Consider the following 12921-nt stretch of genomic DNA (forward strand, 5'->3'; position numbering starts at 1 on the left):
GCGTCCATTGCCTCGTCCGCCGTTGTGCTCGCCGCCACGGCCGTTGCCGTTGCGTTCGCCGCCGTCGTGTTCGCTGTGATTACGGTTCATACGGCTCAACGCATGTGCTCCGGCCAGGAGGCGAGGTAGTTCTCGCAGTTGCGACGGGTCTCCTCCAAGGAATCACCGCCGAACTTCTCGAGCGCGTACTTGGCGAGGGTCAGGCGCACCATCGCCTCCGCCACGACGGATGCGGCGGGCACGGCGGTGGAGTCGGAACGCTGGTTGATGGCGGATGCGGCCTCGCCGTTGGTGACGTCCACCGTCCTCAGCGCACGCGGAATGGAGGGAATCGGCTTCATCGCGGCGCGCACGCGGATCGGCTGGCCGTTGGACATGCCGCCCTCGATGCCGCCCGCGCGGTTGGTGAGCCGGGTGATATGACCATCCTCGCCGGGAACCATCTCGTCATGCGCGGCGGAGCCGGGGCGCACGGCCTCGAGGAAGCCGTCGCCGATCTCCACGCCCTTGATGGCCTGGATGCCCATGACGGCGGAGGCGAGAGCCGCGTCGAGACGACGGTCGGACTCCACGTAGGTGCCGATGCCGGCGGGCACGCCGTAGGCGATGACCTCGATGACGCCGCCGACGGTGTCGGCGTTGGCCTTGATCTCGTCGATGCGCCTGATCATGCGCTCCTCGGCGGCCTTGTCGAGCGTGCGCACCGGCGAGGCGTCGAGCGCGGCGACATCGTCCGGAGTGGGCAGCGGCGCATTGTCGGCGTCCTCGACGCCGGCGCCGCCGATGGAGATCACGTGGGCGACGGTGCGGATGCCGAACGCCTGCTCGAGGAACTTCGCCGCCACGGCGCCGAGTGCGACGCGCGACGCGGTCTCGCGGGCGCTGGAGCGCTCGAGCACCGGGCGGGCGTCGTCGAAGCCGTACTTGCGCATGCCGGTCAGATCGGCATGGCCGGGGCGCGGGCGGGTCAGCGGCGCGTTGCGGCCCTCGCGGGGAATGTCATGATCCAGCGGATCGGCGCTCATGACCTCGGTCCACTTGGGCCATTCCGTGTTGGCGATCTCGATGGCGATCGGGCCACCGAGCGTGGAACCATGGCGGACGCCGGTGAGCAGACGCACCTTGTCCTGTTCGAACTTCATGCGGGCGCCGCGGCCGTAGCCGAGACGGCGGCGTGCCAGTGCATCCACCACATCGCCGCTGGTCACCTTCACTCCCGCGGGCAGGCCCTCGATCATGGCGACCAACGCCTCTCCGTGCGACTCCCCCGCCGTCTGCCAACGCAACATATCTGCTTTCTCCTCCCATGATGGGTTGTCACGGCTGTTCACGAATCACCGGGATGGCCGTACACGAACCGACACGCCTTGCGAAACGGCTTTACGCCCATAGCGTGACGAAACGCATGCAACTGCGGGATCGCGAGCCGTTGTGCGTGTTCACTAGGGGTTAATGTTAAAACATGCCGTACCTGTATTGTTTACCGAGTCTCATTTGCGCCGTCGCTCTGAGCGTTGAGGACATACGCAGACGCCGTGTGCCGCGCGTGTGGGTGGCGGTGTTCTCCGTCATCCAGCTGTTGGCCGATCTGGTGTGGGCGGGGATGGCGAACCAGTTCTTCATCGTGCTGCAGGCGCTGTTGTTCGCGCTGCTGTGCGCGTTCGTCCAGCTGCTGCTGGCGTTGGTGAAGCCGGGCGCCCTCGGCCTTGGGGATGTAACCGCGATGCTGCCGCTGGGGCTTGCGGTCGGCATGTACGGTCTGGAGAGCGTCATCGTCTGGTGGGTGGCGATGAGCCTGTTCGGGCTTGCATGGGTGATGTTCTGGACCCGATTCGACCCTCAGCGTCACACCGAGTATCGGGGAAGGACGCCGTTCGTACCCGCCATCGCGGTTGGCGCGATCGCCGCGGTGCTGATCTGAACCGGGCCTCCCGGACCTCATGAATCTCCGGCTCTGCTTATGAAAACGGCTCCCCCTGCAAAGGGGGAGCCGGGGATGGCGTCAGGGACATCTGGGATGTCTGGTGACGCCTGCTGGCGCCTGAGGGATCAGTTCGCGTCCTTGTTGGTGGTCTTGTACTCCTGAACGAACTTCTGGAACTCCTGCTCGTTGTCGGTGAACTTGGTCTCGCCGGATTCGAGGTTGGTGGTCACGAAGTACAGCCAGTTGCCGTCCTCGGGGCTGATGGCGGCCTTGATCGCGTTGTCTCCCGGGTTGGAGATCGGCGTGGGCGGCAGACCCTTGTTGACTCGCGTGTTGTACGGATTGGACTTGTCCGCGAGCTGCGCGTTGGTGAGCTTGTTCGCGGTGGTGCCAAGACCGTAGGCGACGGTCGTGTCCATGCCGAGCGGCATGTCCTTGGCGAGCCTGTTGAGGATCACGCGGGTGACCTTGCCGTAGTAGTCCTGCGAGTTGACCTCGGATTCGGCGATGGATGCGATGATGAGCAGACGTTCGCGCTCGTCGCCGGTGGGGGCGTCGAGCGAGTCGAGTTTCGCGATGCGCCTGTCGACCATCATCTTGAGGATGTCGGACGCGGACTTCTTGGACTTCACGTCATACTGCCCCGGTTCGAGCCATCCCTCGAACTTGCCCTTCGCCTCGGCGGGCAGGATGCCGTCTCCCCCGTCGTCGACGATGGACTGGAACTCGCTCTCGTCGATGCCGCTCAGTTGGGCCGCCGCCTTGATGACGTCGGAGACGCGATCACCCGACTTGACGTCAAGGAAGCCCGTGGCCTTCGTCTGGTCGGAAAGGATGGCCACGGCGTCGGCCGAACGCATATGCTTCTTGAGCTGGAACGTGCCCGGGTAGAGCGTCGCCGAGTTGGCGGAGACGGACGAGGCGAACGCCTCCGCTGACTTGACGACCTCGGCCTTGACCAGGCGCTTGCCCACGGAGACGGAATCCTCGCCCTGCTCGATCGTGAACATGACCGAACCGGTGCCGGGACCCGGATAATCCTGCGAGACGCGGTCATTGTAGTCGTTGACCGCGCGGATCGCGGCGATGCGACGATAACCGAAGAAGCAGCCGGCTGCGACCAGAGCGATGACGAGAGCCACGACGATGGCTACGATGACGTTCTTACGACGGTGGGTCTTGCGCCGCTTGCGCATTTCCTTGCGCGACTTCGGCGGACGTGGAGGCTCCGCTGCGGGAACCGCCGTATTGCCCGACACCCACTGTGTGTTCTCCTCGAAGAAATCGTTGAAGCTCTCGGCCATTACCTCTCCCCTAGTGCTCACTGCGATCCAACGCGGACTGCAATATCACGACCGCGGACTGCTGGTCGACTACAGGCCTGTGCTTCCTGCCTGCGATATTCGCGTCATGCAACTGACGATGTGCGCTGACCGTGGTCAGCCGTTCGTCCACCAATTCTATCTCAGGTACGGTTTCCAGTTCGATCTGTCCGTCCGCCATCAGCCGTTCGATGCGATTGGCGAGGTTCGAAGCCCACCTGCGCGCCTTCTTGGCGCTCTTTCCTTCAGTGCCGTCCAGCAGCAACGGCAGCCCGACGATGACACGATCGATGTGCTCGTCTTCGATGGTATCGATAACATCATCAAGCGCGCGGAACGAGTCACCGTACACCTGGATGTTGCCGATGGGATGTGCCAAGGTGAGCTCCGGGTCGGACAATGCCAGTCCGACCCGGGCGTCACCCAAATCAATGCCAAGCCAAGTCAAACGGCTCAGCCCTTCAGCGCCTCGCGTTCGAGAGCGGAAACCGCCTCATCGAGCTTCGACGCGTCGGCGCCGCCACCCTGGGCGAAGTCCGGCTTGCCGCCGCCACCGCCGCCGAGGATCTTGGATGCGCCGCGCACGAGGTCGCCGGCCTTGATGCCGAGCTTGCGCGCCGCCTCATTGGTGGCGACGGCGACCATCGGCTTGTCGTCGGCGCTGACGCCGGCCAGAGCCACAACCACCGGGGACTCCTCGCCGAGACGGGAGCGCACGTCGAGCACGGTCTTGCGAAGCGCGTCGAACGAGCCGAAGTGGCCGACGTTCTTCGCGGCGACCTTCACTGCAGCCGTGGAGGCCTCGGCGTTCTTGACGAGCTCCGGGATGGCGGCGGACAGCTGACCCTCGTACATGGCGGCGAGCCTGCGGTCCGACTCCTTGAGCTTGGCGAGCAGCGCGTTGACGCGCTCGGCCAGCTCGTCCGGGCGGGCGTTGAGCTTGTCGCTCAGCTGGGAGACAAGCGCGTGCTCGCGGGCGTTGAACTCGTAGGCACCGGCGCCCACCACGGCGTCGACGCGACGCACGCCGGAGCCGATGGAGGATTCGGACATAATGTTGATCGCGCCGATCTTGCCGACGTGGTCGACGTGGGTGCCGCCGCACAGCTCGCGGCTCCAGCCGTCCTCGCCGATGGACACGACACGCACGATGTCGCCGTACTTCTCGCCGAACAGGTGCATGGCGCCGAGCGCGATGGCGTCGTCGAACTTCATCTCCTTGGTGGTGACGACGAGGTTGTCGCGCAGACGGTCGTTGACGCGCTCCTCGACGGCGCTCATGACCTGCTTGGTCGGGGCGCTGGACCACTGGAAGTCGAATCGCAGACGATTCGGGGCGTCTTCGGATCCGCGCTGCGTGGCCTGCGGGCCGAGCTCCTCGCGCAGCGCCTTGTGCACCATGTGCGTGGCGGTGTGCGAGCGGGCGATGGCGCCGCGGCGGGCCAGATCGATGCTGGCGTTGACCTGCGTGCCGACGACCAGCGTGCCCTCGGTCAGACGGCACTGGTGGACGATGAGGTCCTTGATGGGCTTCTGCACGTCGTCGACCTCGAGCACCGCGCCGTCGTCGGACAGGATCTCGCCCTGATCGGCGAGCTGGCCGCCGGCCTCCGCGTAGAACGGGGTGCGGTCGAGGATGACCTCGATGTTGGCCGGACCGGTGACGGCCGGCACGGAGCCCTTGCCCTCCTGCATGATGCCGAGCACGGTGGCGCGCGCGGACATGTCGGTGTAGCCGAGGAAGTCGATCGGCTTGGCGAGGGTCTTCTTGAAGTCGTCGTAGACGGACAGGTCCACGTTGTGACGCTTCTTGAGCGCGTCGGCACGGGCGCGGTTCTTCTGCTCGGCCATCAGCTCGCGGAACTTGGCCTCGTCGACCTTCACGCCCTGATCGGCGGCCATCTCGAGGGTCAGCTCGATCGGGAAGCCGTAGGTGTCGTGCAGCTTGAACGCGTCGTCGCCGGAGACGACGGCGTTCGCGCCGGACTCCTGCTTGGCTTTGTTCACGGCCACGTCGAGGATGTCGATGCCGGCGGACAGGGTGCGGCGGAACGCGTCCTCCTCGCCGTACGCGGACTCGGACACCTCGTGGAAGGTGTCGTTGAGCTCCGGGTAGCTGGGCTCCATCGCGGCCTTGGAGGTCGGGAAGAGGGTCGGCAGGACCGCATCCTCGACACCGAGCACGCGCATGGCCTCGATGGTGCGGCGCAGCAGACGGCGCAGCACGTAGCCACGGCCGTTGTTGGACGGGCGCACGCCGTCGGACATGATCATCAGGGCGGAGCGCACGTGGTCGGCCACGACGCGGAACTTGACGTCCATCGCCTCGTCCTCGCCGTACTTGCGGCCCGAAAGCTTCTCCGCGGCCTCGATGACCGGGTAGACCTCGTCGGTCTCGTAGATGTTGCCCTTGCCCTGCATCAGGTAGGCGAGGCGCTCGAGGCCCGCACCGGTATCGATGTTCTTGTGCTCGAGCTCGCCGACGATGTGCAGGTCCGTCTTGGACTTGACGTTGTCGACCTCGTAGTTCTCGAAGACCAGATCCCAGATCTCGATGTAGCGGTTCTCGTCGGCGATCGGGCCGCCCTCCTTGCCGAAGGCCGGGCCGCGGTCGACGTAGATCTCGGAGCACGGGCCGCCGGGGCCGGGGCCGCCGGTGGTCCAGAAGTTGTCCTCCATGCCCATGATCTGGATGTGCTCGGGGTCGACGCCCTCGTTCTTCCACATCGAGCGGGCTTCCTCGTCATCGGTGAAGGTGGTCATCCACAGCTTCTCCGGGTCGAAGCCGTAGCCGCCCTTATCCTGCGGGGTGGTCAGCAGCTCGTAGGCGTAGTGGATGGCCTCCTCCTTGAAGTAGTCGCCGAAGGAGAAGTTGCCGAGCATCTGGAAGAAGGTGCCGTGACGGGTGGTCTTGCCGACCTCGTCGATGTCGAGCGTGCGCACGCACTTCTGGTTGGAGGCCATACGGTGCTTCGGCGGGGTCTGCTCACCCATCAGGTACGGGATGAACGGCACCATGCCGGCGATGGTGAACAGCGTGGTCGGGTTCGGCGAAATCAGCGACGCCGACGGGACGACCAGATGGTCGTGCGCGGCGAAGTAGTCGAGATAGCGCTTCGCGATTTCTGAGGTGCGCATAAGCGGTTGGAACTCCTTGTGTGTGTTTGCGGGCATGGTGAAGCCCTGGAAAGACTGTGATATGCGATTATCGATGGACGTCGGCGACCGGGCGATCATTTCCGGCCGATCCGTCACAGCGGGACATGGGGTCGGGTGACCGGCTCCGTGCTCGTGCGTCCGACCCGCCTCCGTTTAGTGGACGGTCTTCGAATACCGCTCGTTGAGCTCATGCTCACGGGCCTTGCGCGCGGTATTGAATTCATCGAACAGGCCGGCCAGCGTCCTGACGGCGACATTGTCCTGATCGGGGCCGAGCAGGAACTGGCGTGCGGCGTCGGGGGTGTTGGCCTTGACGTAGGCCTGGGCCTTGGAGACGGCGATCACGCCGAGACCGAAGCCGAGACCGACCCAGAAGATGCGCTTGAACATCACTTCTCCTCCTGCTTCGCCGCGGACTTGCCCTCGGCGAGGAAGGAAGCGGCGGTGGACTTCAGGGCGTATGCGGCCGATGCGATCTTGATCACCGGCTTGCCGAGGAAGGAACCGTACAGGTCGGTCAGTGCGCCGACGTTGTTGGCGGTGGTCGACGCTGCCGCCGAGATCTTGTTGACGTCCTCGAGCGACTTGTTGACCTGCTTGACGGTGGTGACTCCCTCATCGAGCGCGGGGATGGCGTGGTCACCGGATTCCTTGACGGTTGCGGCGATCTGGTCGAACAGCTTGCCCAGACGGATCAGCGGATAGATCATGAACCCGGCGAGCACGGCGAACGCGATGGCGGCCACCAGTCCGGCGATCTCTCCAACTCCCATAAAGCCTCCTATGTCACAGTTACTCGCAATAGGGTATCACTTGCCGTACGACACGATGGTGATCGCCTCGGCAAACGGCTTGGACGTATCGAAGTCGATGTCGGTGACGGAGCCGTTCTTCGGTCTCTCGCTCAGATCGAGATCGCTGCCGCCGAAGCGGTGTCCAAGACTCAGGAGCGTGTTGCCGTGCGAGATCTGGAGCACGTCGTCGCCGTCCCTGAGATCCGGATTGGATGCGATGAGCGCGAACGCGCCCTCGACGCGGGTCCAGTATTCCTCGTCCGATTCCGCATCGTGGAACGGGTCGGCCTCCTTGAGGAAGTCTCGGGTGGCGGCGAGACCGAACTTCTCGACGATCTCGTTGTAGTTCCTGGCGCCGTGGGGGCCGCCGGCGGCGGTCCATGCCAGGGACATGTCCTGCCCCTCGAAGTAGCCGTAGCACTGCTCGCGGAAGTGCATGTCGGAGACGAGCTCAGGACGGGCGTGGCCGGCGGCCTCGTTGATGTCGAGGATGCGGGTGGCGGTGATCTGGGCGCGAGAGGTGTCCGAGCAGTACGCGGCGGCAAAGTCGTAGCCGGACAGGCGGTGTCCGGCCTTGTCGGCGTCGGCGAGACCGGATTCGGTCAGCGGGGCGTTGCACCATCCCTGAAGACGGTTGTAGCGGTTGAACGTGGTCTGCCCGTGGCGGACCAGATGCAGATGGAGAATCATGGGTCCACTCTACCGCCGTGGCAGCGGCCGCGCGAGTCCGCACTCACTTCCCTATAACGCGGGAACCCCGCGTCCCAGACGGGAGCGCGGGGTTCGGGCGGTATGTCCTTGACTGTAAATGGATACAGAAGTGGGCCCGGATCAGCGGGCGTAGAACTCGACCACGTACTGGATGTTGACCTGCACCGGGATCTGATCGACCTCCGGCTTGCGGGTCAGGGTGGCCTTGAGGGACGGCAGGTTCACGTCGAGGTAGCCGGGGACCGCGGGCAGCACGTCACGGTGCACGCCCTCGGCGGCGATCTGGAACGGAACCATGGTCTGGCTCTTCGGCTTGACCTGGATGGTCTGGCCGGGCTTGACGCGGTAGGACGGGCGGTTGACGATGTTGCCGTCCACGAGGATGTGGCGGTGGGTCACGAACTGACGGGCCTGGGCGGTGGTGCGGGCGAAGCCGGAACGCAGGACCAGGTTGTCGAGACGGACCTCGAGATCGGCCAGCATGGCGTTACCGGTCTGACCCGGAACGTGGGTGGCCTGCTCGTAGGCGCGGCGCAGCTGCTTCTCGGACACGCCGTACTGGGCGCGCAGACGCTGCTTCTCGCGCAGACGCACGGCGTAATCGGACTCGGTGCGACGACGGGTGCGGCCGTGCTCACCCGGGGCGTACGGGCGCTTCTCGAAGATGCGCTGGGCCTTCGGGGTCAGGGCGATGCCGAGGGCGCGGGAAAGGCGCACCTGACGGCGGGAACGCTGAACGTTCGTCATGATTATTCCTTTATCTTTCTGTCGTTATCTGAACGGAACGTGGCATGGTCTTGTTGGCCTTCCACGCTGAGTCGGGCCTCTCCAACGCTTCGTCGTGATCACTCACGAGCGGCCTGTTTCCCTTGGGAAATTCCCAAGCGGCAAGCCGCCGACCCGTTGATGGGCTAAGACTCCAGACGTATCCGCCTTGCGGCAGACACAAACGACCAATATACACCTATGCCCGGGACAGCACCCCGGCATCCATTCGATATACCGTGTCGGCGTAGCTGACCGCGTCCGGATCGTGCGTGACCATGAGCACTCCCGCGCCGGCATTCGCCCGTTGGCGCAGCAATCGCATGACCATGGTGGTGCTGTCCATGTCGAGATCACCGGTCGGTTCGTCCGCGATGATGAGTCTCGGCGAGCCGATGAGCGCGCGAGTCGAACCAGACCGCGATGGCGGCGAAGACGATCTCGAGCACGCCGAGCACGATGAGCGTCGGCAGCATCACCATGCGGCAGTGCATCATCTGCCCCGGGCAGATGCCGATGAGAATCGTGGGAACGGCGAGCATCAGCAGCGCATCGATGATCACGGCGATGTTGAGACCGACACGGATCCTGCCCTCGACGAATAGCGAAACGATACCGAGGGCAAGGATCGCGACACCGATGCCGGTGACGACCTGCTGCGAGTAGTGGCAGGCTCCGAACGTGTCATGCCCCTGGCATGCGTGGGCGAAGGTCTGCGGCGCGATGGCGGTCAGAGCTTCTCGATCGGCGCGTTCTTGAGCGACAGACGCTTGACCCCGTCGGAGCCGAAGTCGACCGTGATCACCGGCCTCGGGCCCGCAGCCTGGATGTCGATGATCTTGCCCATGCCGAAGCGGTCGTGGGTGATGCGGTCGCCGATCGAGAAATCGGCGACGTCAAGACCGTTGTCCCGCACGCCCTGCGAGGCCGCCGAGGCGGCGGACGCCTTCGGGGTGATGCGGCGGGTTGACACCTTGCCGGAGCGTCCACTCGAGGAGGACGAGCCGGAGCGGGAGGACGATCCATACGACGAGGACGAACCGTAGGACGAGGAGCCATAGGCGGAGGATCCGCGTCGGCCCGAGCCTCGCGAGCCGTAGGACGAGGAACCGGAGCCGCCATAGGACGAACCGTAGGAGGACGAACCGTAGGAGGATCCCCCATACGTGGAGCCGTAAGAGGAGCCTCCGTACGAGGACGAACCGCGCGAACCATAGGACGATGAGCCATAGGAGCCGGAACCGCCGAAGGTCGGGCCGGAGGAGAAATCGTCGTCCCAGCCGCCGAACTCGTCATCGTCCCAGTTGGCGCGCATGCGCTCGACGTCGGATTCACAGCGCTTCCAGTCGATGAGCTCGTCGGGGATCTCATCGAGGAACTGGCTGGGGAGCATCTCGGCGGCCTTGCCCCACTGGCTGCGCACGGCGGCGCGCGTGACGTACAGGCGGCGCTTGGCGCGAGTGATGCCCACGTAGGCGAGACGACGCTCCTCGGACAGTTCGCTCGTGTCCTCGAGGGAGCGCGAATGCGGGAACGTGCCCTGCTCCATGCCGGTGAGGAACACCACCGGGTATTCGAGGCCCTTGGCGGTGTGCAGGGTCATGAGCGTGACCTTGCCGGAGTCCTCGCCCTCGCCGGGAAGCTGGTCGGAGTCCGCCACGAGCGCCGTGGTCTCGAGGAAGCCGCCGAGCGTGGCGTCGGGGGTCTTCTGCTCGAACTCGGCCGCGGTGGACTGCAGCTGGGAGAGGTTCTCGATGCGCGACTCGTCCTGCGGGTCGGCGGACTTGCGCAGCTCGTCGAGCAGCCCGGACTTGTCGAGTACCTCGGCGACGACGTCGCTGGGATGCGCGTCATTGGCGCGCGCGAACGCGGACAGGCCGGCCATGAGATCGCGGAAGGCGTGCAGCTGGTTGAGGGTGCGGGTGGGCATGCCCTCGATCTCGTCCATGTGCATGAGGCCGTAGAAGAAGCTGCCGCCATTGGCGCGCGCATAGTCGAGGATGATGCCTTCGGCCCGGGTGCCGAGTCCTCGCTTGGGCACGTTGAGGATGCGACGCAGGTTCACGTCGTCGTCCGGGTTGACGATGGCCTGCAGATAGGCCATCGCGTCCTTGATCTCGCGGCGCTCGTAGAATCTGGTGCCGCCGACCAGCTGGTAGGGCATCCCGGCGTTGATGAGCGCCTCCTCCAGCGAGCGGGACTGCGCGTTGGCGCGGTACATGACCGCCATGTCCGAGTAGGCGATGGACTCCTCGCTGTGGAGCCTAGCGATCTCGCCAGCGACCCACTGGGCCTCCTGCTGGGCGTTGTCGGCCGCATAGCCGACGATCGGCTCCCCCTTGCCGATGGCGGTCCACAGCTTCTTGGGCTTGCGTCCCTCGTTGTTCGAGATCACCGCGTTGGCGGCATCGAGGATGGTCTGCGTGGAACGGTAGTTCTGCTCGAGCATGATGGTCTTCGCATCCGGGAAGTCCTTTTCGAAGTCCTGGATGTTGCGGATGTCGGCGCCGCGGAACGCGTAGATCGACTGGTCGGAATCACCCACCACGGTGATCCACGCCGGATCCTGACCGTCGTGCGAGTCGACGCCGGCGAGCTCACGCACGAGCACGTACTGCGCGTGGTTGGTGTCCTGATACTCGTCGACGAGGATGTATCGGAACTTGTGGCGGTAGTATTCGGCGGCCTGCGGATGATCGCGCAGCAGTTCGACGGTGCGCACGATGAGATCGTCGAAGTCCACGGCGTTGGCGAGGGCGAGGCGGTGCTCGTACTCGGCGTAGACGATCGCGTACAGCTCCTCGACGTTGTCGAAGCTGCTGATCCGGTAGCCGCGCTGGCCGGGCTTGAAGTCGGGCGCGTAGGCGGCCAGCTGCGTCGAGACGGAGATGAGCTGGTTCTTGTAGTCGGAGATGCGTCCGAGGATCGAGCGTGGCGTATAGCGCTTGACGTCGATGTTGAATTCGGTGGCGATGATCTTGACGAGGCGCTCGGAGTCGGCGGAGTCGTAGATCGAGAAGCCGCTCTTGAGCCCGATCTCCTTGCCGTCGCGCCTGAGGATCCTTACGCACGCCGAGTGGAAGGTCGACACCCACATGCGCTGGGCCACCGGGCCGATCAGCGTCTGGAGGCGCTCACGCATCTCGGCGGCGGCCTTGTTGGTGAACGTGATGGCGAGGATCTGGCTGGGCCATGCGCCGAACTGGCTCAGGATCCACGCGATGCGACGGGTCAGCACGCGGGTCTTGCCGGAGCCGGCGCCCGCGCCGATCAGCAGCGCCGGCCCACGATACTGCACCGCCTGGGACTGCTGCGGGTTGAGATCCCCCACGAGCTCCTCGGCGCTTCTTGCGATGACATCCGGATCCTGTTGCACGCTGCTCCCCTGTCGTGTGAACTGAACTGTGAACGTATTGGCGAACCGTTCTGCCGTGTAAATTTTCGGCCATATATGTCTACCACACGGCCTCGTCGGCCGGACGATGCGGGATGATTGCGTGAGGACGACGTGAGACGGATCGCGCGGCTCCCCCGTGGCGGTCACCGACGCGACGTACACTGACAGTTCAACCATTCGTTACCCGTCATTCGTCAAAAAGGGGTTGTTTTGAAGGAACTTGAGGAACGCATCCGCAAGGAGGGCACGGTCAAGCCCGGCAATGTGTTGAAGGTGGACGCCTTTCTGAACCACCAGTGCGATGTGACGCTGTTCGACCACATGGGCGCGGCCTGGGCCGAGCACTTCGCCGGCAGGACCATCACGAAGATCCTCACCATCGAGGCCTCCGGCATCGGCATCGCATGCATCGCGGCGCGCCACTTCGACGGCGTTCCGGTGGTGTTCGCGAAGAAGGCGCAGTCGATCAACCTCGACGGCGAGCAGTACACCACCACCGTCTACTCCTTCACCAAGCAGAAGGAGTTCCCGGTGATCGTCGCGAAGAAGTACCTCAGCGCCGGCGACCATGTCCTGCTCATCGACGACTTCCTCGCCAACGGCAAGGCGCTGCACGGACTCATCGATCTGTGCAAGGAGGCCGGAGCCGTGGTCGAGGGCATCGGCATCGCCGTGGAGAAGGGCTTCCAGGGCGGCGGCGACACGTTGCGCGCCGAGGGCTACGACGTCGATTCGCTCGCCATCGTCGAGTCGATGGACGCCGAGACCGGCGAGATCACGTTCCGCGACTGACGTCCGCGAGGACGCATCCGCATGCATTCCACGGCTCCCCGTCGGGGAGCCGTTTTC

At 64.9% G+C, this 12921-nt stretch carries 12 protein-coding genes and 1 pseudogene; 2 read left to right on the forward strand and 11 right to left on the reverse strand.

Annotated elements, in window-relative coordinates; genetic code table 11:
- Positions 1 to 95: 95 nt before the first annotated feature.
- Positions 96 to 1289, reverse strand: a complete 1194-nt coding sequence (gene aroC / locus BW11_RS06830; protein ID WP_140445043.1) for a chorismate synthase — start codon at positions 1287 to 1289, stop codon at positions 96 to 98.
- Between the two features lie 173 nt (positions 1290 to 1462).
- On the opposite strand from aroC, the gene BW11_RS06835 reads away from it, so the two are divergent.
- Positions 1463 to 1921 carry a prepilin peptidase gene (locus BW11_RS06835; RefSeq protein ID WP_140445044.1) on the forward strand — a complete coding sequence of 153 codons (459 nt, stop codon included), beginning with the start codon at positions 1463 to 1465 and terminating at the stop codon, positions 1919 to 1921.
- Positions 1922 to 2049: 128 nt separating this feature from the next.
- On the opposite strand, the gene mltG is transcribed toward BW11_RS06835, so the two are convergent.
- The 10 genes and pseudogenes from mltG to BW11_RS06885 all read right to left on the reverse strand — a co-directional run bounded on the left by mltG (position 2050) and on the right by BW11_RS06885 (position 12051).
- A complete protein-coding gene (gene mltG, locus BW11_RS06840; protein WP_107044010.1) occupies positions 2050 to 3228 on the reverse strand; it encodes an endolytic transglycosylase MltG in 1179 nt (392 codons plus the stop codon).
- Positions 3229 to 3238: 10 nt separating this feature from the next.
- Positions 3239 to 3694 carry a Holliday junction resolvase RuvX gene (gene ruvX, locus BW11_RS06845; RefSeq protein ID WP_140445045.1) on the reverse strand — a complete coding sequence of 152 codons (456 nt, stop codon included), beginning with the start codon at positions 3692 to 3694 and terminating at the stop codon, positions 3239 to 3241.
- Between the two features lie 5 nt (positions 3695 to 3699).
- Complete coding sequence (alaS, locus tag BW11_RS06850) at positions 3700 to 6384, reverse strand: alanine--tRNA ligase (RefSeq protein ID WP_140445046.1); 2685 nt, start codon at positions 6382 to 6384, stop codon at positions 3700 to 3702.
- 174 nt (positions 6385 to 6558) lie between these two features.
- Positions 6559 to 6795 carry a hypothetical protein gene (locus BW11_RS06855; protein ID WP_107044007.1) on the reverse strand — a complete coding sequence of 79 codons (237 nt, stop codon included), beginning with the start codon at positions 6793 to 6795 and terminating at the stop codon, positions 6559 to 6561.
- A complete protein-coding gene (locus BW11_RS06860; RefSeq protein WP_140445047.1) occupies positions 6795 to 7178 on the reverse strand; it encodes a DUF948 domain-containing protein in 384 nt (127 codons plus the stop codon). Before BW11_RS06860 ends, BW11_RS06855 begins: the two co-directional genes overlap by 1 nt.
- A 36-nt stretch (positions 7179 to 7214) precedes the next feature.
- Positions 7215 to 7889 carry a histidine phosphatase family protein gene (locus BW11_RS06865; RefSeq protein WP_140445048.1) on the reverse strand — a complete coding sequence of 225 codons (675 nt, stop codon included), beginning with the start codon at positions 7887 to 7889 and terminating at the stop codon, positions 7215 to 7217.
- Positions 7890 to 8030: 141 nt separating this feature from the next.
- A complete protein-coding gene (rpsD, locus tag BW11_RS06870; RefSeq protein WP_043164149.1) occupies positions 8031 to 8657 on the reverse strand; it encodes a 30S ribosomal protein S4 in 627 nt (208 codons plus the stop codon).
- 217 nt (positions 8658 to 8874) lie between these two features.
- A pseudogene (locus tag BW11_RS06875) lies at positions 8875 to 9096 on the reverse strand (ABC transporter ATP-binding protein); the annotation flags it as partial.
- Positions 9029 to 9409 carry a DUF4418 family protein gene (locus BW11_RS06880; RefSeq protein WP_140445049.1) on the reverse strand — a complete coding sequence of 127 codons (381 nt, stop codon included), beginning with the start codon at positions 9407 to 9409 and terminating at the stop codon, positions 9029 to 9031. The gene BW11_RS06880 and the pseudogene BW11_RS06875, both read right to left, overlap by 68 nt.
- The gene (locus BW11_RS06885; RefSeq protein WP_140445050.1) at positions 9406 to 12051 is read right to left on the reverse strand and encodes an ATP-dependent helicase; all 2646 of its coding nucleotides are present in this window, start codon (positions 12049 to 12051) and stop codon (positions 9406 to 9408) included. The genes BW11_RS06880 and BW11_RS06885 overlap by 4 nt, the downstream gene beginning before the upstream one ends.
- Before the next feature lie 231 nt (positions 12052 to 12282).
- On the opposite strand from BW11_RS06885, the gene BW11_RS06890 reads away from it, so the two are divergent.
- Positions 12283 to 12864 carry a xanthine phosphoribosyltransferase gene (locus BW11_RS06890; protein WP_107044002.1) on the forward strand — a complete coding sequence of 194 codons (582 nt, stop codon included), beginning with the start codon at positions 12283 to 12285 and terminating at the stop codon, positions 12862 to 12864.
- The last annotated feature ends 57 nt before the right edge of the window (positions 12865 to 12921 follow it).

This window comes from Bifidobacterium sp. UTCIF-38, from assembly GCF_006454495.1.
In the GTDB taxonomy this organism is placed as follows: Bacteria; Actinomycetota; Actinomycetes; order Actinomycetales; family Bifidobacteriaceae; genus Bifidobacterium; species Bifidobacterium callitrichos.

Excerpts from the sequence above, each read along its gene's own strand:
- mltG (WP_107044010.1), bottom strand. The coding sequence starts at position 3,228 with ATGGCCGAGAGCTTCAACGATTTCTTCGAGGAGAACACACAGTGGGTG.
- rpsD (WP_043164149.1), bottom strand. The coding sequence starts at position 8,657 with ATGACGAACGTTCAGCGTTCCCGCCGTCAGGTGCGCCTTTCCCGCGCC.
- BW11_RS06860 (WP_140445047.1), bottom strand. The coding sequence starts at position 7,178 with ATGGGAGTTGGAGAGATCGCCGGACTGGTGGCCGCCATCGCGTTCGCC.
- aroC (WP_140445043.1), bottom strand. The coding sequence starts at position 1,289 with ATGTTGCGTTGGCAGACGGCGGGGGAGTCGCACGGAGAGGCGTTGGTC.
- BW11_RS06855 (WP_107044007.1), bottom strand. The coding sequence starts at position 6,795 with ATGTTCAAGCGCATCTTCTGGGTCGGTCTCGGCTTCGGTCTCGGCGTG.
- BW11_RS06865 (WP_140445048.1), bottom strand. The coding sequence starts at position 7,889 with ATGATTCTCCATCTGCATCTGGTCCGCCACGGGCAGACCACGTTCAAC.
- alaS (WP_140445046.1), bottom strand. The coding sequence starts at position 6,384 with ATGCGCACCTCAGAAATCGCGAAGCGCTATCTCGACTACTTCGCCGCG.
- BW11_RS06835 (WP_140445044.1), top strand. The coding sequence starts at position 1,463 with ATGCCGTACCTGTATTGTTTACCGAGTCTCATTTGCGCCGTCGCTCTG.